Source organism: Ignavibacterium sp. (assembly GCA_032027145.1).
In the GTDB taxonomy this organism is placed as follows: domain Bacteria; phylum Bacteroidota; class Ignavibacteria; order Ignavibacteriales; family Ignavibacteriaceae; genus IGN3.
In genome coordinates, this window is the sequence record JAVSMP010000001.1 from 720,892 (window position 1) to 742,791 (window position 21,900).

The 21,900-nt window shown below is 37.5% G+C and carries 18 protein-coding genes and 1 CRISPR repeat array; of the genes, 6 read left to right on the forward strand and 12 right to left on the reverse strand.

All coding sequences use genetic code 11. The annotated features are described in order from the left end of the window. Window positions 1-3: 3 nt before the first annotated feature. Entirely contained in the window at window positions 4-924 is a 921-nt protein-coding gene (locus tag ROY99_02815) for a pirin family protein (protein MDT3695295.1), read from the forward strand. 77 nt (window positions 925-1,001) lie between these two features. On the opposite strand, the gene ROY99_02820 is transcribed toward ROY99_02815, so the two are convergent. Further along, the gene (locus tag ROY99_02820; GenBank protein MDT3695296.1) at window positions 1,002-1,304 is read right to left on the reverse strand and encodes a Dabb family protein; all 303 of its coding nucleotides are present in this window, start codon (window positions 1,302-1,304) and stop codon (window positions 1,002-1,004) included. Beyond that, a complete protein-coding gene (locus ROY99_02825) occupies window positions 1,301-2,233 on the reverse strand; it encodes a hypothetical protein (GenBank protein MDT3695297.1) in 933 nt (310 codons plus the stop codon). Before ROY99_02825 ends, ROY99_02820 begins: the two co-directional genes overlap by 4 nt. 264 nt (window positions 2,234-2,497) lie before the next feature. Here ROY99_02825 and ROY99_02830 point away from each other — a divergent pair, with 264 nt between their 5' ends. The 4 genes from ROY99_02830 to ROY99_02845 all read left to right on the forward strand — a co-directional run bounded on the left by ROY99_02830 (window position 2,498) and on the right by ROY99_02845 (window position 7,768). Next, window positions 2,498-2,731, forward strand: coding sequence for a hypothetical protein (locus ROY99_02830; GenBank protein MDT3695298.1), 234 nt, complete (start codon window positions 2,498-2,500; stop codon window positions 2,729-2,731). Window positions 2,732-2,879: 148 nt separating this feature from the next. Next, window positions 2,880-5,855, forward strand: a complete 2,976-nt coding sequence (locus tag ROY99_02835; GenBank protein MDT3695299.1) for a DUF2723 domain-containing protein — start codon at window positions 2,880-2,882, stop codon at window positions 5,853-5,855. Between the two features lie 151 nt (window positions 5,856-6,006). Then, window positions 6,007-7,071 (forward strand): glycosyltransferase family 9 protein, encoded by a 1,065-nt coding sequence (locus ROY99_02840; GenBank protein ID MDT3695300.1) that lies wholly within the window; start codon window positions 6,007-6,009, stop codon window positions 7,069-7,071. Next, entirely contained in the window at window positions 7,061-7,768 is a 708-nt protein-coding gene (locus ROY99_02845; protein MDT3695301.1) for a class I SAM-dependent methyltransferase, read from the forward strand. The genes ROY99_02840 and ROY99_02845 overlap by 11 nt, the downstream gene beginning before the upstream one ends. Here the strand turns inward: ROY99_02845 and ROY99_02850 are convergent. Beyond that, on the reverse strand, window positions 7,765-8,289 hold the full coding sequence (locus ROY99_02850) for an LOG family protein (GenBank protein MDT3695302.1): 525 nt from the start codon (window positions 8,287-8,289) through the stop codon (window positions 7,765-7,767). The genes ROY99_02845 and ROY99_02850 overlap by 4 nt on opposite strands. A 285-nt stretch (window positions 8,290-8,574) precedes the next feature. Between ROY99_02850 and ROY99_02855 the strand changes: the two genes are divergently transcribed. Then, window positions 8,575-9,597 carry a serine hydrolase domain-containing protein gene (locus ROY99_02855; GenBank protein MDT3695303.1) on the forward strand — a complete coding sequence of 341 codons (1,023 nt, stop codon included), beginning with the start codon at window positions 8,575-8,577 and terminating at the stop codon, window positions 9,595-9,597. A gap of 172 nt (window positions 9,598-9,769) precedes the next feature. Further along, window positions 9,770-14,540: a CRISPR direct-repeat array (repeat unit 32 nt; unit sequence GTTTCAATCCACGCACGCACACGGCGTGCGAC). Window positions 14,541-14,703: 163 nt separating this feature from the next. Here the strand turns inward: ROY99_02855 and cas2 are convergent. The 9 genes from cas2 to cas5c all read right to left on the reverse strand — a co-directional run bounded on the left by cas2 (window position 14,704) and on the right by cas5c (window position 21,879). Further along, window positions 14,704-14,994, reverse strand: coding sequence for a CRISPR-associated endonuclease Cas2 (gene cas2 / locus ROY99_02860; GenBank protein MDT3695304.1), 291 nt, complete (start codon window positions 14,992-14,994; stop codon window positions 14,704-14,706). A gap of 7 nt (window positions 14,995-15,001) precedes the next feature. Beyond that, window positions 15,002-16,045, reverse strand: coding sequence for a type I-C CRISPR-associated endonuclease Cas1c (gene cas1c, locus ROY99_02865; GenBank protein MDT3695305.1), 1,044 nt, complete (start codon window positions 16,043-16,045; stop codon window positions 15,002-15,004). Continuing rightward, entirely contained in the window at window positions 16,042-16,719 is a 678-nt protein-coding gene (gene cas4 / locus ROY99_02870; GenBank protein ID MDT3695306.1) for a CRISPR-associated protein Cas4, read from the reverse strand. Before cas4 ends, cas1c begins: the two co-directional genes overlap by 4 nt. Continuing rightward, complete coding sequence (locus ROY99_02875) at window positions 16,720-16,965, reverse strand: hypothetical protein (GenBank protein ID MDT3695307.1); 246 nt, start codon at window positions 16,963-16,965, stop codon at window positions 16,720-16,722. Beyond that, entirely contained in the window at window positions 16,925-17,224 is a 300-nt protein-coding gene (locus ROY99_02880; protein MDT3695308.1) for a hypothetical protein, read from the reverse strand. The genes ROY99_02875 and ROY99_02880 overlap by 41 nt, the downstream gene beginning before the upstream one ends. A 229-nt stretch (window positions 17,225-17,453) precedes the next feature. Further along, entirely contained in the window at window positions 17,454-17,915 is a 462-nt protein-coding gene (gene tnpA, locus ROY99_02885) for an IS200/IS605 family transposase (GenBank protein ID MDT3695309.1), read from the reverse strand. Between the two features lie 596 nt (window positions 17,916-18,511). Further along, window positions 18,512-19,360: a type I-C CRISPR-associated protein Cas7/Csd2 gene (gene cas7c / locus ROY99_02890; GenBank protein ID MDT3695310.1), complete on the reverse strand. Its 849-nt coding sequence runs from the start codon at window positions 19,358-19,360 to the stop codon at window positions 18,512-18,514. Window positions 19,361-19,381: 21 nt separating this feature from the next. Beyond that, window positions 19,382-21,124, reverse strand: a complete 1,743-nt coding sequence (gene cas8c / locus ROY99_02895; GenBank protein MDT3695311.1) for a type I-C CRISPR-associated protein Cas8c/Csd1 — start codon at window positions 21,122-21,124, stop codon at window positions 19,382-19,384. Next, window positions 21,121-21,879: a type I-C CRISPR-associated protein Cas5c gene (gene cas5c / locus ROY99_02900; GenBank protein ID MDT3695312.1), complete on the reverse strand. Its 759-nt coding sequence runs from the start codon at window positions 21,877-21,879 to the stop codon at window positions 21,121-21,123. The genes cas8c and cas5c overlap by 4 nt, the downstream gene beginning before the upstream one ends. Window positions 21,880-21,900: the final 21 nt, after the last annotated feature.

Sequence of the window (21,900 nt, forward strand, 5' to 3'; positions counted from 1 at the left end):
TTTATGCCTGAGTTGATTATCCAAGCCAGGGAAGCACTAATCAGTGAGCATTTAAGTGTTCGCAGAATACTTCCTTTCCGGCAAAAGAGAATGGTTGGTCCTTTTATTTTTATGGATCATGCTGGTCCAATAAATAAATTTCCCTCAGAGATTGCTTCACTGGATGTACTGCCGCATCCTCATATCGGACTTTCTACAGTTACCTATTTATTCAGCGGAAATGTTACCCACCGCGACGGATTAGGTGTTGAGCAAATAATAAAACCAGGCGAAGTCAATTGGATGACAGCAGGAAGAGGTATTGCACATTCCGAACGGTTCGAAGATCCTGAACTGCTAAAAAGAGAAAGTCTGGAAATGCTGCAAACATGGGTGGCTTTACCAAAAGAAAATGAAGAAATCGATCCAACTTTTTTTAATTACAAACCTGAACAATTAGCTTTCTTTACTGATAAAGGAATTTGGATGAGACTGATTGCTGGGAGTGCTTTTGGATTAAACAGCGGAGTTAAAATACATTCTCCTATGTTTTACATACATGTTAAGCTGGAAAAAGATACAGATATGAACTTACCATCAGGTTACACTGAACGAGCTATATACATCGCAAAAGGAAGTCTGGAATTATCCGGTCAAATTTTTACACAGAACCAAATGATTGTTTTCTCAAAGAATGAAGACCCGATCATCTATGCAAAAGAAAGGGCAGAACTGATGCTGTTAGGAGGCGAACCTCTGGGAGAGCGCTTTATCTGGTGGAATTTTGTATCATCAAGTAAGGAGCGTATTGAGCAGGCTAAAAATGATTGGAAAGCAGGGAGGATAATCCTACCGCCAAATGATAATAAAGAATTCGTATCTCTTCCTGAAGATCGTCTTTATTCGTCAGGCAGCAAGATACCGCCGCCGGAACCCCTTTCGTAAAAACTATCTTTTTTTAGAACTGAGGCAGCGCAAAAATTTTTTATTGAATCTGCTGTATATATCAAGAACTTTAACAATTAAATTTCGTAATCAACTACTCTGCGCTCATATCTGACTTCACCAAGCCATTTCTTTATTTCCTGATGATCTGGATGTATTTGATATTGGTGCAATGCATCTTTAGTTGTAAACTCAGAATACAATACAACATCACAGGAGTCTTTTTCACTGCTGAAATCAAATCCAACTTCTATTTTTATCAATCCATCTACTTTAGACTTCAGAGCCAGTATTTTCTCTTTTAAGATTTCTGCATTTATCTGTTTGTCATTTCCATAGGCGCTATCATTTAGACGCCAAAACACAATATGCTTTATCATAAGATTCCAATTGTAAATATTATTGCTTTATCATTATAATCATTAAAAGTCATTATATACTCGCCCTGTATAAAAATCTGAAAATTGTATGTGTGAAATAATCTGACTCCGCCCTTTAATCCAAGCTCAACCCCATCTTCATCTTTGTTGTTTGCATAAAATATTCCTTCATGTGCAACCCAATGAAATCCTAATGATGCACCAGCATACGGGCAAACGTCAGTTCTTGTAAACAAATAATTTGCATAAATATTTATTGCAAATCCTTTTCTTGCACCAATCATTAACCCGGCTGATAAATCCTGCAATTCATAATCAAAGTATGCATTAATTGTAAAAGACCTATCACGACTCTCATCATAGCCTTGAGTAGGAAACAAATATCCGAATCCAACACCAAAATTATATCGTGCTTTTCTTCTTAAGGTTTCCATTGATTCTTGTTGAACAATATTTCCTACTTCTTGATTTGCATCAAAAGGGCTTAATCTCGAAACGCTGATAGCAACTCTTTTCATCACCGCATCAAGATCTTCGAGACTTACAGATGTTGCTCTTTCAGATAAAATTATTTTGCCGGATTCAACATTAATCAACTGATACTGCACTATAATTTTTTCCCCAAGGCGATTAAGTTTACAAATCAACACTTCAGAGGCTTCTAATTTCCCGCCGATATCCTGTGCACATTCTTCATCATCACAGATTTTCTCACCCATGACAGACAAGGTTTTATTTTTAGAAATAAGATTAATATTTTCTTTATTTCCCAATTCCATTCGTAGAATTGATTCTGAGGTCTGCATTGAAGCATAATCCACATCAATCGAAGTTAACGGCAGTAATGCAATTCTTCTGATTTGTGTTTCTTGTGCGTTTAGTGAAATCGTTAGTAAAACTAACATAAGTAGGTGAGTCAAGCATTTCATTTTTTCTCCTGAAAAAGTGCATATCAAACTTAATGTTAATCGCTGCTAACAACAATGTGTAACCCGAACGAAAGATTAAAAATTTCATTAATTCTCATTTTAAATCCACCTTTCGCCTAACTTTTTATATAGATTTTTTTCGATCAGTAACTTATATGCCTGTGGTGGAGAGTAAAATTTGTTGTTTAATTTATTTTATAACATATAAAGATTGCTTATTTTTTGTGCTGATTATTTTGCTTGTATAACTAAAGGATAACCTCAATGGCTTTCAGAGACCAACAAAAATATCTGGATTATCTTAAAAAATTTGAATCCAGAATGGAAAGAAAGGAACTGGAGGATTATAAAATGTTTGTTAAACGGCAAAAAGACGATGAGGATTTTGATACTGTTTCTATGAAAAGGTTAAAAGAACTTTACGATAAATACTTTCAGCCTGCGGATAAATCAAAATATGATCATTTATTCAAGAAAAGCAACGAATCCGGAAGCTAATCGTCTAAAAATCGTATTTAATTTTATTTTCAAAATATTTTTTACCGTTCTTCGGTTTTGTTCAATATAAAAAGAATATTCTTCAATGCCTTGTTCAATGCTGATATGCGGCAATTTAATTTTTAGTTTATTCTAATCAGAGGTAATAATGAATTTCAATCTGCTTAATAAAATTATTGCAGGAATTGTTTTCTTAATTTCGTTTTTCGTATTGTTCTCAACTGTGCAGCCATCGGTTTCCTTTTGGGATTGCGGAGAATTTATAGCTGCATCTGTTTCACTTCAGGTGCCACATCCTCCGGGAACACCTTTCTTTTTAATTCTCGGTAATATTTTTTCCAAATTACCAATCGGAGAAAATCTCGGTTACAGAGTAAATATGATCTCCGTGCTTTCATCAGCATTGTCAATATTGTTTTTATATTTAATTGCTGTTAAACTGATTGAAAATTATAAAGGCAAAAAAGCAGATAATCTTTTTGATGCCGTAACTACTTATGTTTCTGCAGGAATCGGTGCACTTGCATTTTCATTCAGTGATACTTTCTGGTTTAATGGTGTTGAGGCAGAAGTTTATGCATTCAGTACTTTTCTTTTTGGTGCAGTTACATATTTAATTATAAGATGGAATGAAAAGCCGGATAATAAAGACAGTGAAAAATATATTTTAATGATCGCATATTTACTCGGACTTGCAACCGGCGTTCACTTAATGGCTGTTCTTGCCGCAGTACCTGTTGTTATGATAATTATGTTTAAAAAATATGTTAATGATGAAGAGACTCTTAAAAAAACAGGTTATATTTTTATCGCTCATTCTGCTATTATTCTTTTAATTGCAATTGTCTGGTGGGCGGGCGAAAAAAGCCAATCTGCTCCAACTATCGAAGAATATCTGGCTTTTGACAATAAATTTAAAATGTTTGTGGTGGCAGTAAGTGTAATAATTATGGGAGTCTTCTGGAAAAAAATCTTCAACAGAAATTCATTCTATATGCCTATTATCATCGGTGGTATTGCATTATTTGCTACCTATCCGGGTGTAGTAAAGTTCCTGCCCGCAATAATGATATTTATCGGAGGAGATAATCTTGCTGTTGAGATCTTTGTTCTTTTAGCAATCTTTGCTGCACTGGGCTACGGAGTTTACTACACAAAAAGGAGATCCAAGCCAACGTTACATCTTGTGTTTATGTCTGCAATTTTTATTCTGATTGGATTTATAACTTTTGCAATGGTTATCATCCGCTCAAATCAAAATCCACCAATGAATGAAAACGATCCTAATACTTTTACTGAGCTGGAAAAATATCTTAACCGTGAACAATACGGGGACTTTCCAACATTTAAAAGAAGATTTGCAACTGAACCACATCAGCAGGTTGTTTACACAAACTATTCATCTGATTTAGATTTCTTTTATACTTATCAGATGGAACACATGATGACAAGGTACCTGTTATGGAATTTTGCAGGCAGAGAAGGCTGGGAACAAGATCAAGGAGCTAATATTGCACCATTTAATGATCTCGGAAATATTATAGGCAAAATAATCGGAGTTCACTTTGGAGGTGAAACAAAAGATTCATTATTCGGGATTCCGTTTCTACTGGGCTTAATAGGAATATACTTTCATTTCCGTAAAGACTGGAAAATGGCAAGTGTTTTTATAATTATGTTTATACTGATGGGGCATTTAACTGCATTCTATCAAAACCAGCAGCAGCCGCAGCCAAGAGAAAGAGATTATTTTTATGTCGGAGCTTTTTTTGTCTATGGAATATGGATTGCTATTGGTATCCGCGGATTAATTGATCTTATTGCTGAAAGAATAAAAAAAGTCTCTATAAGAAATGCTGCCGCTTATGGTGTACTTGCTTTGGGAATTGTTTTTGTACCAGTAAGAATGTTACAGGCAAATTATTTTACACACGATAGATCTAACAATTGGGTTCCGTGGGATTATTCATATAACTTATTGCAAAGCTGCGCACCCAACTCTGTTCTGTTTACAAATGGTGATAATGATACATTTCCATTATGGTACCTGCAGGATGTTGAAGGCGTAAGAAGAGACGTAAAAGTTGCAAATCTTAGTTTGTTAAATACTAATTGGTATATCAAACAGCTTAAGAATAACGATCCTTACAAAGTAGGAACCGTTAAAATGCGTTTAACCGATGAGCAGATAAATCAGCTTAGACCAATTCAGTGGTCTCCTAAAAATCTAACTATCCAACCGCCAAAATCCTCTGCCGAAACTTCTTTTGCGGATATAATTCAGCAATTTGGATTAAAAGATACTTCGGTATTAAAGCAAGGCGAGCTTAGCTGGACAATGAACCCGACATTAAATTACGGCAACATTAAAGCAGTACGAGTGCAGGACCTGATGGTTAAAGAAATTGTTGAGGCTAATAACTGGGAAAGACCAATTTATTTTGCAGTTACCTGTTCAGAAGACAGTAAAATAGGTTTGGGCAACTATTTAAGAATGGAAGGAATGGCTTTTCGCTTTGTGCCGGAAAAGCGCTCTGCTAATGATGAGTTTATCGAACCAAACATTTTAAAAGCAAACCTAACTGAAGCAGTCGGATATAGTAAAGAATATCAGCCGGGATTTAAATTCCGGGGATTAAATGATCCGAACATTTTCTTTGATGACAACCACAAACGGATGGTTCAGAATTATAGGAATGCATTTTTAAGATTAACACTTTATTATCTTGGAAAAGGACAAAACGATCTTGCTGTAAATACCCTGAATACAATGGATGAAAAACTACCGAACAAACTTATTCCGATGGAGTTTGGATTATTATACGAAATCAGTAATCTGTATTTACGTGCCGGTGCAAGGGACAAATATGATCTGTTTATTTCTGATGTAGAGAAACAAGCAGTTGCAAAACTTAATTCCAATCCTGATGATGTTCAGTCATATTACAATCCTTATCGGATACTGTTTGATATTTACGAAACACAGGGCAAAAACGATAAGCTCTTAGAACTCTGGCAAGCGCTTGGGGTTAAATATCCACAAGATCCGAATGTGCGGGCAAACATAGAAAAATACAGAAATCTTGTTCAGGGAAAACCAGATACAAGTAAAACTACGCAATAAAGAGATTTTTTATTTTAGCTATTCTGAAAACCGAAATGTCACGCTTAGCTTGTCTAAGCGTGACATAAAATTAATTATCTATCTTCGTCATGCTGTATGTTACACAAATGACTATATTTTTTACCGACAGTATTAGAAATATCAACCAGCTATGAAAGTATTAGTTCTTGCATTATCAGGAATTGGGGACGCACTAATGTTTACGCCTGCATTAAAACTGCTCCGCCAGGCTCTTCCTTCAGCACAGATAGATGCGCTTGTAATGTTTAAAGGAACTAAAGATATCTATCAAAGTAATCCTGCTCTTAACAATGTAATTCATTTTGATTTTCTTAAAGAGGGTTTTTTAAAATCACTAAAGTTTATTCTTTCGTTAAGAAAAAAATATGACGCAGCTATAAATGTTTATCCTTCAAACAGAAAAGAATACAACATTATAAATTTTCTGATTGGGGCTAAACAAAGGGCTGGGGTTAAATATTTACGGATGAACTTTCAGGACCTTGGATGGCTTAACAACGTAACAGTTTTAGAAAACGATCAGACACACAACGTCCAAACAAATATCAAGCTGATTGAAAAACTGTTAAATAAAAATTTTGATGAGGCGCCTGCATTGCAGATTTTTCCTTCCGAAGATGATATCGGGTTTGCAGAAAATTATCTTAAAGAAAATAATATTGCCGAAAATGATTTTGTTGTAGGCTTTCATCCCGGCTGTGCAACATTAAAAAATCATATCAAACGAAGATGGGAGCCAGAAAAGTTTGCACAGCTTGGTAAAAGATTGATTCAAGATAAAAACGCCAAAATACTTTTATTCGGCGGACCCGAAGAAGATCAGTTAAAAGAATCTATCAAAAAAATGACAGACTCGGAAAATTCTTTTGTAGTTAAGACAGAAAGATTTTTACAAAGCATTGCAATAATGAAACGAAGCGATGTTTTTGTTACTAACGATTCGGCTTTGATGCACATTGCTTCTGCTCTTGGTTTAAGGATTGTCGCAATTATTGGTCCAACAAACGAATATTACATTCATCCATGGAAAACTGAATACAAAATAGCTTCATTATATCTGGAATGTTCGCCTTGTTTTTTTTATTCGCCAAAACCGCTTACTTGTTCCAGAACTGATGTAAAATTTAAATGCATTAAAGAACTGAGTGTTGATATGGTATTAAACAAAGTTAAAGAGCTTATAAATGAAGGATAAAAAAAGATGGGATCTCGCTCAGCATTACGAAAAAAACTGGTGGACTTCAAAAGCCTACGAACTTGATTTGGAGTTTTACGAAAGATTTGCAAATGATATGCTGGCAATCTTACAACCGTATCTTAAAATTGAATCAGATACACACATACTCGAAATCGGAAGCGGCGCTGCCGGAATAATAACTTATTTGAAAAGCAGTTATCGTTTTGCAGTTGATCCTCTTGAAGATATTTATTCATCAATAGAAAAATTTACCCGGATAAGAGATAAGCAGGTTAAATATTTTAACATCAAGGCAGAGGAAATTCCTTTTGAGAATAATTTTTTTAACCTGATTATTATGGATAATGTACTTGATCACTGCGAAGATCCGGAAAAAGTGTTTACTCAAATACAGCGGGTAACTAAACCCGGCGGTATAATTTATTTCCGGCAGAATACCTATCACATTTGGGGAAAGTTTATCAGAAGCGTTATTGAGTTACTTAAGATTGACAAAGGGCATCCGTTTTCATTTTCTAAATCTGAACTGAAAAAATCTTTTTCATATCACAGGTTGTCTGTTTTATATTATAAAGAATCCGGTTATTTAAAAACCTGGTTAAAAGAAATTAAGTCTAAAAGATTTTATGATAAAGTTAAAGCGGTTCTATTTGCTACAAGAGATAAGACCACATTTGTTCTGAGAAAAGATTAAACTGTCTTTATTAAATACTCAACAATTTCTGTAACAGAGCCGCAGTATTTAACCAAATCTGTATTACGGTTTTCTGATTTCAGCTGTTCGTTTATTACATCCGAAATTACTTTCCACATTTTAGAATGACAAACAATCGGCTTATGCTTCTGAAGATTTTTGTTTGCATACTCCCAAACAGCGGCAAACTCCAACAATGTTCCTGTTCCGCCCTGAAGAATAACATAAGCATCGCCCAGTTCAATAAGTTTGGCAATTCTATCAAATAATTTTTTTTCTTTAACTTCAACAGTTATATAAGAATTTGGCTTAACGCTCCAAAGATCAACAGTAACCCCATAAATCTTTCCATTATTATCATAAGCTCCTTTTGAAACTGCTTCCATTATGCCTTTATTACCGCCGTTACAAATATTAAACCCCGCTTTAGTTAAAGCAGTACTAAGCTCATAAGCAAATTTATACTGTGCATCACTTTCGACAGGAATTGCACTTCCGAAAATTGTGATTGTTTTGTTCATAATTTTTCCCGCGTCTTTTAAAAACAGATTTTATAAAATTCAATTTATGGATTAAGTTCAAAAATTACATTTAAATTATGACAGCTTTTATAATTGAATACCGATTTATATTTTTCAACTAGTCTGATTTTTTCAGATTATTAAAAAAGCAAAAGGAGTGTGTTTATCATTAACAGAAAAAATATCTTTACAAGAATAAAAATAATGGTTTTAGTTTTTCTTTTATTTTTAATGAGTACAGTACTAAGTCAAAATCAAATTAGCTATGATAGTCTTGATAATCTGATGAAAAAACTATATCCCGAAGAGATTCCCGGGGCAGCTTTGCTTATCGTTCAAGATAATAAAGTTACATTCAATAAAGGATATGGTCTGGCAGATATTGACAGCAAAGAAATAATTTCAACCGAGACTCATTTCAGAATGGCATCTGTAAGTAAACAATTTACTGCTATGTGTATTCTGATCCTTCAAAGCCAAAATAAACTTAATATAAACGATGCTGTGATAAAGTATATTCCTTCCTTGCCAAATTTTGCTGAGAAGATAACCATCAAACAACTGCTTACTCATACTTCCGGTATTGCAGATTATGAATCATTGATTCCAAAAGATCAGAAAGAACAGATTTCGGATGCAGATGTTTTACAGCTTATAGGAAAATCAGACAGTCTGTATTTTAAGCCGGGTTCAAAATTTAAGTACAGCAACACAGCTTTTTGTCTGCTTACACAAATAGTAGAAAAAGTATCCGGACTTTCGTATCCTGAATTTATCCGGGAAAATATTTTCACTCCGCTTGATATGAAACATGCGGTTATTTACGAAAAGGATAAGGAGATTTTTAATCGGGCTTATGGTTATCATTTAAAAGATAATAAATGGATTTTTGCTGACCAAAGTATTACCAGTGCTACAATGGGTGATGGCTCGGTTTATACTTCTTTGAATGAATATCAAAAGTGGATTCAATCGTTATGGGATAAGCAATTTGATAATGATTTACTTAATCCGTTAAAGCCGCACGCAATTATTAAAAAGGGTCTCGGCTATGGCTACGGATGGTTTATAGCAAACGAAACTGATGGAAGCACAGCTTGTTTTCATTCTGGTGAAAGCACAGGATTTCATAACATTGTTTACCACAATCCCGCAAAAAGATTTATGGTAGTGTTGTTTTCAAATAGTGATGATGACAGGGTTTCGGCAGCATTTAATGAGATAATGACAGATTTAAATATAAAACTGCAAGGTATCTCAAAGGGTAAAACTTTGTTTGAATTTTTAAGCGATATTTACGGCGAGTAAACAGCGTAGATTTATTTGTGTTATAATTAAACTTCTTTGTGATAATTAATTCAACTATCATACTTCAACAAGTCCATAATGCTGGGTTGTTTTTTGTTTTTCATGTTTCATCGGGATTTTTTGAATATTAAAAGTAAGTTATGTTAAGCATATTATTTGGGTGATTATTTCAGTTTCAATCCACGCACGCACACGGCGTGCGACTTCATTTGTTTTCCCTTTCCATTATCTTTCATAAGTTTCAATCCACGCACGCACACGGCGTGCGACGTGGGTAAAATACGGACAGTAATATGATGGATGTTTCAATCCACGCACGCACACGGCGTGCGACCCACGTTACGTTGCATCAAGCCAAGCATATAATTCTGTTTCAATCCACGCACGCACACGGCGTGCGACTTTTCAAGCTCGGTTATTTTATCTACAGAGATTGTTTCAATCCACGCACGCACACGGCGTGCGACTGTCATTACCATTACCACGGCGTTTGGTGGTTAATGTTTCAATCCACGCACGCACACGGCGTGCGACATATTTTTATCTGTCTTAAGCAAAGCCGTTTGATGTTTCAATCCACGCACGCACACGGCGTGCGACTAGCTACTCAAGTGTTTGCTACTGATTGGTATGGTTTCAATCCACGCACGCACACGGCGTGCGACATAAAGGATATACCATATTTATCTTCGTATCCTGTTTCAATCCACGCACGCACACGGCGTGCGACATATCAGGTCCCTTAAATTTTGCCGTTGCAAGTGTTTCAATCCACGCACGCACACGGCGTGCGACGCAATATTTTTTTCAACTTGGGCAAAACTTACGGTTTCAATCCACGCACGCACACGGCGTGCGACGATTTCAATTATGACAGTTCGGCAACGGACAAGGTTTCAATCCACGCACGCACACGGCGTGCGACTCATCAGGTGATTATAAACAGGTAGATAGCAACAGTTTCAATCCACGCACGCACACGGCGTGCGACGATAGAATATATATTGATGATATAATCTTATCCGTTTCAATCAACGCACGCACACGGCGTGCGACCATAACCATTTCTTGCAATGATTGTGTTGTTGATTGTTTCAATCCACGCACGCACACGGCGTGCGACTTTTATACATAGATCTATTGTTAAAACTGATTCAAGTTTCAATCCACGCACGCACACGGCGTGCGACAGCCCATCCAGAAGTAAAGTTATTGTAAATAGATGTTTCAATCCACGCACGCACACGGCGTGCGACGCTGTAAGATTTCCTCCACCAGTAAGTGGATATGTTTCAATCCACGCACGCACACGGCGTGCGACTTTTTCAAGCTCGGTTATTTTATCTACAGAGATTGTTTCAATCCACGCACGCACACGGCGTGCGACAAAACTCCCAAACATTTTTTTGAGTTTGAAATTGTTTCAATCCACGCACGCACACGGCGTGCGACAACAATAAATATATATTAAAAATGCCTAAAAAGGTTTCAATCCACGCACGCACACGGCGTGCGACTTAGATGGGTTACAAATTTTTGTGCAGGCAACGGGTTTCAATCCACGCACGCACACGGCGTGCGACTTACCGAGTATATCAGTTTTAGCATCAAACATCGGTTTCAATCCACGCACGCACACGGCGTGCGACTCATTGGCAAAATAAAACCTGAAAAAAAAATAGTTGTTTCAATCCACGCACGCACACGGCGTGCGACTTGCAGAAGATTATTATCGCAATATATTAGATTTTGTTTCAATCCACGCACGCACACGGCGTGCGACATGATTCAACCGTTGCATTTACAACTTTAGCCAGTTTCAATCCACGCACGCACACGGCGTGCGACGGTATTTTCTTTTCGTATGATAATTTTATAAACGTTTCAATCCACGCACGCACACGGCGTGCGACTCCACAAAAGATTTCAACCCAGATGGATTGCCGTAGTTTCAATCCACGCACGCACACGGCGTGCGACCTTTTTATCAATCATTTTTTTATCTCAATCCTGTTGTTTCAATCCACGCACGCACACGGCGTGCGACCCGTAAACAGTAACATCATTTTGAGCAGCCACAATGTTTCAATCCACGCACGCACACGGCGTGCGACACAAGCTTACTAACCACTATAACCATATTGATATAAGTTTCAATCCACGCACGCACACGGCGTGCGACACAACAACGATTTGATGAGATTGAAAGAGCGATAGTTTCAATCCACGCACGCACACGGCGTGCGACTAAAAACTGTATTAATTACATACTAAGTCTATGAGTTTCAATCCACGCACGCACACGGCGTGCGACATTGTTATTTCATTTTAGCTTCCCGGATTGCCGGGTTTCAATCCACGCACGCACACGGCGTGCGACAGTTTTATTTTAAACTTGACTTTGCAGGTCTGGCGTTTCAATCCACGCACGCACACGGCGTGCGACGATATGGATATTTTGTTATTACCAACATCATAACCGTTTCAATCCACGCACGCACACGGCGTGCGACCGCCCGTTATTTCCTGACCGATAGTTTCTTCCCCGTTTCAATCCACGCACGCACACGGCGTGCGACTTTTGCGATGCAGTTTTTGATTGACCGGACAATGTTTCAATCCACGCACGCACACGGCGTGCGACCAAACAGGCAACAAGAATGACATCCAATCAATCGGTTTCAATCCACGCACGCACACGGCGTGCGACCAAGCTATATGATTTTAGTTCCTTTCGTAATCCCGTTTCAATCCACGCACGCACACGGCGTGCGACACGCCAAGTGTTCCCAAGCCAAACAATACCCAGGTTTCAATCCACGCACGCACACGGCGTGCGACGTTATACCAAGAGTGTATGTAATTGGCGGACTAAGTTTCAATCCACGCACGCACACGGCGTGCGACTAAGGCAAACTGGGAAACTGTTCTCGACATAAGGTTTCAATCCACGCACGCACACGGCGTGCGACCTTCCGCCATAATCTTTATAAGCATCACATTTGGTTTCAATCCACGCACGCACACGGCGTGCGACCGTAGCATGGTTCCAAGTAGTTCCCCCATCAGTTGTTTCAATCCACGCACGCACACGGCGTGCGACGATAGTTTTCGAGACGACCTCACTCACTAAAGATGTTTCAATCCACGCACGCACACGGCGTGCGACAATCTTTTAATTCAATCTCATCCAACTCTTTACGTTTCAATCCACGCACGCACACGGCGTGCGACGCAGCAGGATCAAACTTCGATTGATATTCTTGAGGTTTCAATCCACGCACGCACACGGCGTGCGACGTTGCAAAACTTCCATCATCCTTTACGCTTGATGTTTCAATCCACGCACGCACACGGCGTGCGACCGCCTGTCTCTGGCTCTGTCGCATTATAATATCCGTTTCAATCCACGCACGCACACGGCGTGCGACGGTAAGTCTCAAATTCATTCCCGCACATACATTGGTTTCAATCCACGCACGCACACGGCGTGCGACGATTGGTAAGGGGTGGGGAAGAGTGCCGTTTGTTGTTTCAATCCACGCACGCACACGGCGTGCGACCAAGCATTTCTTTTTTAATTCCTATTTTTTGTTTGTTTCAATCCACGCACGCACACGGCGTGCGACACTCAAGGACTTATCCAGGGAGAGGGTTATGGAAGTTTCAATCCACGCACGCACACGGCGTGCGACAACGGTGTGGCAAATAATTTGCGCTGAACATTAGTTTCAATCCACGCACGCACACGGCGTGCGACGGAGTTTTTTGAGAGTGAGGTATTTGGTTCGAAAGTTTCAATCCACGCACGCACACGGCGTGCGACTAGGAAACCTTGTTAAAGCCATTAAGGCAAAAGGTTTCAATCCACGCACGCACACGGCGTGCGACTATTTTCTTTGCATATTTTTTCCATATCAATAGGTTTCAATCCACGCACGCACACGGCGTGCGACAGGCAATCTATTCGGCATCAAAACAAACTAAGCTGTTTCAATCCACGCACGCACACGGCGTGCGACAGATAAGTTTGGTTTAGCAGATCCGATTATTATGTTTCAATCCACGCACGCACACGGCGTGCGACTCAGGCGGGGTCAAGATAATCCGAGATGACATCTGTTTCAATCCACGCACGCACACGGCGTGCGACAACTAATTTTTCTGTTTTGTCGCCAGATAAAATTGTTTCAATCCACGCACGCACACGGCGTGCGACGTATCGCAATGAATAACAAAATTCATATCGACTATGTTTCAATCCACGCACGCACACGGCGTGCGACTAATACAATAGATGCCACTCGTTACGCTTTAGAGTTTCAATCCACGCACGCACACGGCGTGCGACAGGTGTTCCTATAATCAAAGCCGTTGACACAGGCGTTTCAATCCACGCACGCACACGGCGTGCGACCATCACCAAAACAAGAGTTTAAATTTGATTATAAGTTTCAATCCACGCACGCACACGGCGTGCGACCTTAGTCAATGGGCACATTGCAGCGATGTCAATGGTTTCAATCCACGCACGCACACGGCGTGCGACCAAAGCATCTTAGGTATTGATAACCAAGAAGATGTTTCAATCCACGCACGCACACGGCGTGCGACAAAGCAAATAATTTAGAACAATCTGACCTTGAAGTTTCAATCCACGCACGCACACGGCGTGCGACCTAAAAAAGGCGCAGGTTCAATAGAGTTTGGTGAGTTTCAATCCACGCACGCACACGGCGTGCGACGCAGATTGCAGCTTTACTTAAGGTTACTGAGTTTGTTTCAATCCACGCACGCACACGGCGTGCGACTTGTTATTCCATATCTGTGCTCTTTTAACTGTGTGTTTCAATCCACGCACGCACACGGCGTGCGACATTCCAAGTTATGTAGTCATCCGCATATATCAAAGTTTCAATCCACGCACGCACACGGCGTGCGACTGTTACTTATCTAAATGTTTATAGATAAATGTTTTAAAAAATGTTTTTCGCTATCCGGTCACTTTATTTTTAATTTTTATCTGCTCTAACAGATAAATCATTAAACTATCAAATTTTCAAAGAGCTAAGCTCCCGGCATTTTTATGTACACTTAGGTTAGCAGTCATAAAATTAATGTGTCGTCAATATTAAGATTTTTACTTTTTCCGAAGCTTTCAATTCGTCTTTGATAATTGGAGCCGAGATAGTAAAACCTTAGACTATCTTCATCTTCTTTAAATATTGTTAATAACTCGTTTTTCAATACTTCCCATTGTGCCGGATCAATAATACATTCAAACACAGAATTCTGTGCTCTTATGCCAAAATTCAAACAAGTATCGGCTACTTTTTTTAATCTCTTTTTACCGCTTTTTGTTGTTGTAGAAACATCATAGCTTACTACTACCATCATAACATTCTCACTTTAAATAAAATGGTGGATAATTTTCCATATCGCCTCTGATATATCTTGCAAGCAATTGGGCTTGTATGTGTGGCAGTAAACCTATTGTCATCTTTTCGCCGAGAAACGGATGAGTGATTTCTTCCTGCTTTCTTTTTTGATATGCTGTTAGCAATTCTTTTCTTGCATTATCAGACATTCTTACTTCGCCCGATTCCCTGATTTCAAAATCTCTTATGTTTACCTGTTTAAGATTTATCAGGTTCAGCATTACCCGGTCACCAAGATAAGCTCTGAACTCTTCCATAATATCCAGTGCAAGGCTCGGTCTTCCTGGTCTAAGCTGATGAAGAAATCCGACCTGCGGATCTAAACCAACCGTTTCTAACGCTGAGCGTACATCATTTGCAAGAATCGAATATAAAAAAGAGAGCAGCGCATTCGCTGGATCAAGAGGCGGACGCTTTGATCTTTTGGTAAATATAAAATCTTCTTTTTGAGATGTAATTAAATCTGATAAAATATTGAAATATATATTTGCACATTCTCCTTCATAACCGCGTAGTTCGTCAAGAGTTTCTGCTTCTTTAATATTTTTTAATCTGCTGCCGAGTATGTCTGCAGAGTTGATTACTTCATCAGAAATATTTTCAGGATGATTACGCTGATGGCGTAAAAGAAGATATCTGTAGTTTGAAACTTTAGCTGCAATTATTGGCTTTGCAATTTTCAGTGATTCAAATTCGTTATCTGATATTGCATATTGAGCTTTTCGAAGAAGGACATTTCCTTTTTGCGCACCATAAACCTTTGCCAAGAACTTTCCAGTTTCTGTAAGATAGCTTACGCCTACGTTATTCTCCGCACAGAAAGCCATAAGCTGTGGAGTAAGAGCTTTGAAACCAAAACAAACAATATTTTCAATCGTGTGAATTGGAGCCTGAAATGCTTTTTTGCTGTTTCCTTCCGAGTCTTTTAATTCAACAATAAATGTTTCGCGCTCTTTATGTACAAATGCATCATCAGAAGTGATGTATAACGTGTTAAGATGTTTTTTCATATCGAATATAATTCCTTAATATAATTCTGCAGTTTGGTTTTATTCATGGCTTTTGGCTGACAGATTGTCTGAAGAGAACAATTCCTGCATTTTTGTTCATATACGGCTGCCGGAATTATTTTTGATTCTACAATTTTTCTTACAGCCGAAATAATATTTTCGGTTTGAGTTCTAAGCTCATTATTTATTTCAATTAAGTTTCTTCTTCGGATTTTTCCATAAAAGAAAGCCCCTTCTTTTATTTGTGTGTTTAACATTTCTTCTAAACAAAATACCTGTGCACAAAGCTGAACTTTATCACTGATATCTTCTTTTGGTTCACCTGACTTAAATTCAACAGGTAAAACAATTATGTTATCCAGTACTTTCTCTTTATTCAAAGCTCCCGTAATAATTCCGGAATTATTTTTGGACTTCTTTGAATGGAATTCAACAACATCGCACCTGCCGACAAGTCCATATTTAAATGAGTGAATTCTTAACCCGCGGACTGTTTTTACACTTCCTCTTGTTTCATAAGTATCGGTATCAACTTTTTGATGTAAGATATCGCCTCTTACAGTAAAAAGATTTTCCTGCCAAACATCATCAACATGTATCAGTCCGCATTGGCGGGGGCAATAAACATAGTGCTGTAATGCACTGATCATTATAAAATCGTCTTCTGTGAACATCTATTTGTTTTTTCTTTTTTTAATACGACGTTTTTGCTTTTCAGTTTCATTCAGAGGCTGCTCGGATTTTAGCTGAAAAGATTTATAATTCTGATTTGTTACAACCTTTCTACCGGACTTTCGCTCCAAATCTTTTCTTGCTCTTCCTGCAACACTTCCTCCTTCAATCGCTGCATGTTTATTTTGATCGAAGCCCAGGGCATTTTTATTCTTTGCAATTTCTGTTGTAGATGCCTCGCCGAGCATTGTAAATATCAAGTAACTGATTGACATCAGTAAGGCGCATTTTGCCATCAGCAGCCTTAATTTTCAACGCGTTACAATTTGTCACGGTTTCATTTCCTTCTTCTTTCAGGCGTTTTTTCAGAACACGCCAGTAAACCTGAGGATTCGGACTATTGGTAAATATTGCAATTACATCTACAATTGCGAAAAACCATTTTTGCTCTTTTTCGTTCCACTCAGAACGAATTTTCCTTTGTTCAAAAAGTTTAATGTCAGCCATAATATTCCTTTCAAAGTACTAAGAAAGCATTAAGAAGTTATTCAACATCAACAACCTTAAATGTTTCCGAAAATGTTTTTCCTTCGAGCTATATTTCCCCCCTAACGGGATTATTGTTGAAATATTTATTCATAAGTTTATTCTTTTATCTCCTGTCCCGATAGGGACTAAATATTTCTAGATCAATAATGCTGAGACAATACAAGTCCCATAGGGACGATATAGAAATTCATTTAACATCAATCAAAACATATTTTTCATTGTATGACACCTCATATTTTTTTAACATATCAATATATTCTTCCCTAAATGTTTTTCTCCTATGATGTATTTCCTGATTATTTATATATTTAACAACAGAATCAATTTGTGAATTCGAAAAAGAAAAGGCGCCGTAACCAGATTGCCAGTTAAAATGACCATTAACGAGTTTTTGCTCGTTTATCCATTTTGATGAATTGCCTTTTATGTCCTGTAATAAATCCGGAATAAGTTGATGTGGTTTGTATCCAATTGCAATATGTAAATGATCGGGCATTCCATTTATTGCAATTAATTTATGATCGTTATTTCTGACTATTCCGGTAATATATTTGAATAATTCATTTTTCCACGAAGCTTGAATCAGCGATATTCTGTTTTGTACAGCAAAAACAAGATGAAGATATATTTGCGTATATGTATTGGCCATAAATTTCCTTTTTATTTCGTCCCTATGGGACTATATTTTTATTGTTGCCACTAATTTTCTATAACTATCAAATCCCTAACGGGATTATTGTTGAAATATTTATTCATAAGTTTATTTTTTTATCTCCTGTCCCGATAGGGACTAAACATTTCCAGATCAATAAGGCTGAGACAATACAAGTCCCATAGGGACGATATAGAAATTCATTAATCCACATCAACAACCTTAAATGTTTCCGAAAATGTTTTCCCATCGAGATATATTTCCTCCCTAACGGGATTATTGTTGAAATATTTATTCATAAGTTTATTTTTTTATCTCCTGTCCCGATAGGGACTAAACATTTCCAGATCAATAAGGCTGAGACAATACAAGTCCCATAGGGACGATATAGAAATTCATTAATCCACATCAACAACCTTAAATGTTTCAGGAAATGTTTTTCCATCGAGATAAATTTCCTCCCTAACGGGATTATTGTTGAAATATTTATTCATAAGTTTATTTTTTTATCTCCTGTCCCGATAGGGACTAAATATTTCCAGATCAATAATGCTGAGACAATACAAGTCCCATAGAGACGATATAGAAATTTATCAATCCACATCAATAACCCTAAATGTTTCCGAAAATGTTTTCCCATCGAGATATATTTCATAATCTGAATAATCTCTTGCCGGAGCTTCTACTAATTTTTTGTGGGTAACACGCGCAAAAAGCTCGTGTGCTGGTTTACTGCCTAACGCGGTTTTGTGTTTGAATGCAATTATCTTTCTTGTATTCATTTCACCACGTGCAGCAGAGTGGTCTTCTTCGAACATTTTCTGCAATGCTTCCCAAAATAAATTCAGATCATCTTCAGAAAATTTAGTGTCGTTTGCAAGGTGAGCAGAAATAAATCCGTGTGCTCTATATAAACCATATGGTACTGTATATTTGCGCCCCATTTCCGAGCCTCCTGTTTCAGATCTTTCTTCAGTTGTTTTGGCAATACGGGTAATGGTATGTTCGAGTGCAACGATTGCGTCGACAGAACGCGCAAAAGTTAACTGTATTGGACCACGAACTTGCCCTGCATTTTTACCTGTACTCATTACGGCTCCAAAGGTTCTTATATCAAAATATTTTTTACACATCCACATTCTTGCAGCCTCTGTTTTATCTCCTTTTTCTTTCTTACTTACTTCGTCATCTTCGTGCGCTTTATCAATTAGGGTATTGAGTACTGCTTTTTCTTTGATAAAAATATCATAAGGTGATTTTTCTTCTCTTGTCATCAAAACATAATTCCTAACTTTTCTTTTAATACAAACATCAGTTACTAAGCCGTTACCAGTTTCTGCATCAATGCGTGGTAAATTACCTGCATCCGGATCACCGTTTGGGTTGCCGTCTTTTACATCGAAGTAAAGAACAAAGTCGTAGCGATTTTTAATTGGTTCCATTTTTTATTCTCCTTTATTTGATTAATTATTATTGTTTGAATCTTCTTTATCTGATTTCTTAGTAAAGAAATCTTGTCTTTGGTGATAATACCCAACTGCAAAATTTGCTTGATCATTAAGCGAAAGATTGGATGGAAATGATTTAATTTCATTTACGATTTCACCAATGAGCTTCTCGAAATTAGTTTTCCTTCCCTCGCTCAGTTTTTTTAGATGAGAGTTTTTTAAACTTAAAAGACGTGGGAATACAGTAACTGGACTTGCTGAGGCAGCACCATAAAATCTGTCTCTAATCGTTGCGTTTATTCCGGGGTTAGCTTCTTCCTGTATTTTTTCTAAAGCAGCAAATAGCCGACCGATGCGATATGCGGTATCCTTATTGTTAAGATCGAGTGACATAGTAATCTCCTTTTTATTTTGTTTTTGAGTTCTATTTAATCGATTGAAATATGCTTTTATAATTGCGGCACGAGCACGATTTACATTTTGCTCTGCTCTGATTCTTCTAATACATTGTTGAAGTAAGGATTGAGGGTAGGGGGTTCCATCAATTATACTTTCTATAACTCTTCCGACAATGTTTGGAGGTACATTTTCCATTTTGTATTGTAGCGCTGTTGCCGAAAGGATTTGATATAAACTTAGATACCTGGCTTCTTTTGGTCCTCGGATAATTTCAAAGTCATCAAAATGTTTTTTTATGTTTAATCCAAAGTCTTCAACTGATGGCGCTTTCCAGAAACGGACAGATATTCTTGCAGCATTTGGTGATAGACCAAGGACAAAGAAATGATTGGTTTTTGCTTGTTGATAAGTCCCAGTAAAAATTGATTGAATAAATTTTTCAATTTTATCTACGCCTGCATCAGGATTATCCTTTTCTGTTTTTTGAACAGCGATGACCCAGGGAAAAATTTCTTCCGGATTCATATCTTCAGTCTTTTTCTCTGACCAAAAAACTATGGTTGAATCGGCAATTGTAATCTTATTTTTTGAATCTTTTCCTAACAGAACATTGAGTGCCGTCGTATAAGCAAATGCACCACGCTTTCCTATCGGGGCATTAAAATTTTGAGTTTTACCATAAGAATTAAATGAAGAAAGATTGAATGAGATAAGAGCTCCACCTTGTGTATTCCCTCCCCGAACACCTTTCACGGCTGGATGAAGTCGCTCAACCTCTGTATTCACTTCGCCGGTTAATAAACATACGCCATTACCTGTTTGAGAAGTTATTATTTTAAGTGCACCTCTTAAATCATCGCAGATACAACTATGAGCAGAACCATCAATCTTAAAAACAATAAAAGGGTTTTCTTCAATAATTTGATTCCATACCTGAGAATAATCAGAATTTTCAATCTGCAAAACCGGATTATTTTCAAGGAAAAACAATAAAGTCCTAACATTCAGAAAATTATTTATATCTATTTCATCTTTAATTCTTTTTTTAAAGAGACTAAATCTTTCATTTATATCACTTCGATTTCTTGGATTTGCCCCTAGAGCATACTCAATATTATCCCATAGCAAATTAGCATTTATTCCAACTGTTCGCTTCACAGTTTGTGGAACTAAAAATTTTTTTGCTCTTTTCTTTTTCCCTTCACCTTCACGTGTATCTTCGATTGCTACAAATTTGCCTTCATTATTTATTACTATTACATAAGGTATTTCTTTCCATTCCCAACCTTCTGGAGCAATATTGCTTTTGGCGTCTGATGCTTTCCTTTCATAATAATCATATAATGCTTTAAGTATCATCTTCTTATCTCCTCGCTTGTTATAGATGGAATATTAACTACGCCATTTTCAATCTTAGCTTGGAAGAACATTGGCTTTGGGTCTTTCAAATCTGTAAAGTCCATATCATAAAGCATAAAACCAAGTTCACGTGTTTCATTAACTGTATTTGCTGGATTGGTTTCAAAATCTTTTATCAGTTTGAAGCTGCAGCTAAACTCACGTGTTCCGAGGTAAGGTTGGTTAAAACATTGTCCCTTTGTAGCTCTTCGTTCAAATATTGCGAGATATTTTCCGGGAGTTTCATCTTTTCTGTAAGCATCTTTTTTTTCTTCCCAATCTTTTATTTCCTGAAGCATAAATTCTCTTTCATCAGAGTCCCAGAGAAATTCTGGTACAGCTTTGTAGTTGATGTTTTTTCTTTCAGCAACAGGTACAAATTCTAAGACAGCATAAAAACGATATTTAACGTCTCGAAGAAAATATCCGGCTCGTTGCTGACGATTGTCTTCAACAATGATTCCGGTTTTGTTTGAGGCTACAACTCCAACTTCATTTCTTCTTACTGAAATCCAATTTATTGGATTTAGTATTTCAATCTTTGTTGGATGCCAGCGGATAGCTGGTTTCCAAAAAATTGATTCAAATACGGCCCGAACTGATGATGGGGTGGGAACATCATAACTCACTCTTTCAACTTTCATTTCCGGACGTGTGAAGCAGGCGTAATCTCCCCAAACCTCAAGGCAGAATGGTTTGTGGTTAAGGTTGTTCATAAATGTTATCTCCTGAAATTT

Coding starts and splice junctions, on each gene's coding strand:
- ROY99_02815 (MDT3695295.1), top strand. CDS start 4: ATGCCTGAGTTGATTATCCAAGCCAGGGAAGCACTAATCAGTGAGCAT.
- ROY99_02820 (MDT3695296.1), bottom strand. CDS start 1,304: ATGATAAAGCATATTGTGTTTTGGCGTCTAAATGATAGCGCCTATGGA.
- ROY99_02825 (MDT3695297.1), bottom strand. CDS start 2,233: ATGAAATGCTTGACTCACCTACTTATGTTAGTTTTACTAACGATTTCA.
- ROY99_02830 (MDT3695298.1), top strand. CDS start 2,498: ATGGCTTTCAGAGACCAACAAAAATATCTGGATTATCTTAAAAAATTT.
- ROY99_02835 (MDT3695299.1), top strand. CDS start 2,880: ATGAATTTCAATCTGCTTAATAAAATTATTGCAGGAATTGTTTTCTTA.
- ROY99_02840 (MDT3695300.1), top strand. CDS start 6,007: ATGAAAGTATTAGTTCTTGCATTATCAGGAATTGGGGACGCACTAATG.
- ROY99_02845 (MDT3695301.1), top strand. CDS start 7,061: ATGAAGGATAAAAAAAGATGGGATCTCGCTCAGCATTACGAAAAAAAC.
- ROY99_02850 (MDT3695302.1), bottom strand. CDS start 8,289: ATGAACAAAACAATCACAATTTTCGGAAGTGCAATTCCTGTCGAAAGT.
- ROY99_02855 (MDT3695303.1), top strand. CDS start 8,575: ATGAAAAAACTATATCCCGAAGAGATTCCCGGGGCAGCTTTGCTTATC.
- cas2 (MDT3695304.1), bottom strand. CDS start 14,994: ATGATGGTAGTAGTAAGCTATGATGTTTCTACAACAACAAAAAGCGGT.
- cas1c (MDT3695305.1), bottom strand. CDS start 16,045: ATGAAAAAACATCTTAACACGTTATACATCACTTCTGATGATGCATTT.
- cas4 (MDT3695306.1), bottom strand. CDS start 16,719: ATGTTCACAGAAGACGATTTTATAATGATCAGTGCATTACAGCACTAT.
- ROY99_02875 (MDT3695307.1), bottom strand. CDS start 16,965: ATGCTCGGCGAGGCATCTACAACAGAAATTGCAAAGAATAAAAATGCC.
- ROY99_02880 (MDT3695308.1), bottom strand. CDS start 17,224: ATGGCTGACATTAAACTTTTTGAACAAAGGAAAATTCGTTCTGAGTGG.
- tnpA (MDT3695309.1), bottom strand. CDS start 17,915: ATGGCCAATACATATACGCAAATATATCTTCATCTTGTTTTTGCTGTA.
- cas7c (MDT3695310.1), bottom strand. CDS start 19,360: ATGGAACCAATTAAAAATCGCTACGACTTTGTTCTTTACTTCGATGTA.
- cas8c (MDT3695311.1), bottom strand. CDS start 21,124: ATGATACTTAAAGCATTATATGATTATTATGAAAGGAAAGCATCAGAC.
- cas5c (MDT3695312.1), bottom strand. CDS start 21,879: ATGAACAACCTTAACCACAAACCATTCTGCCTTGAGGTTTGGGGAGAT.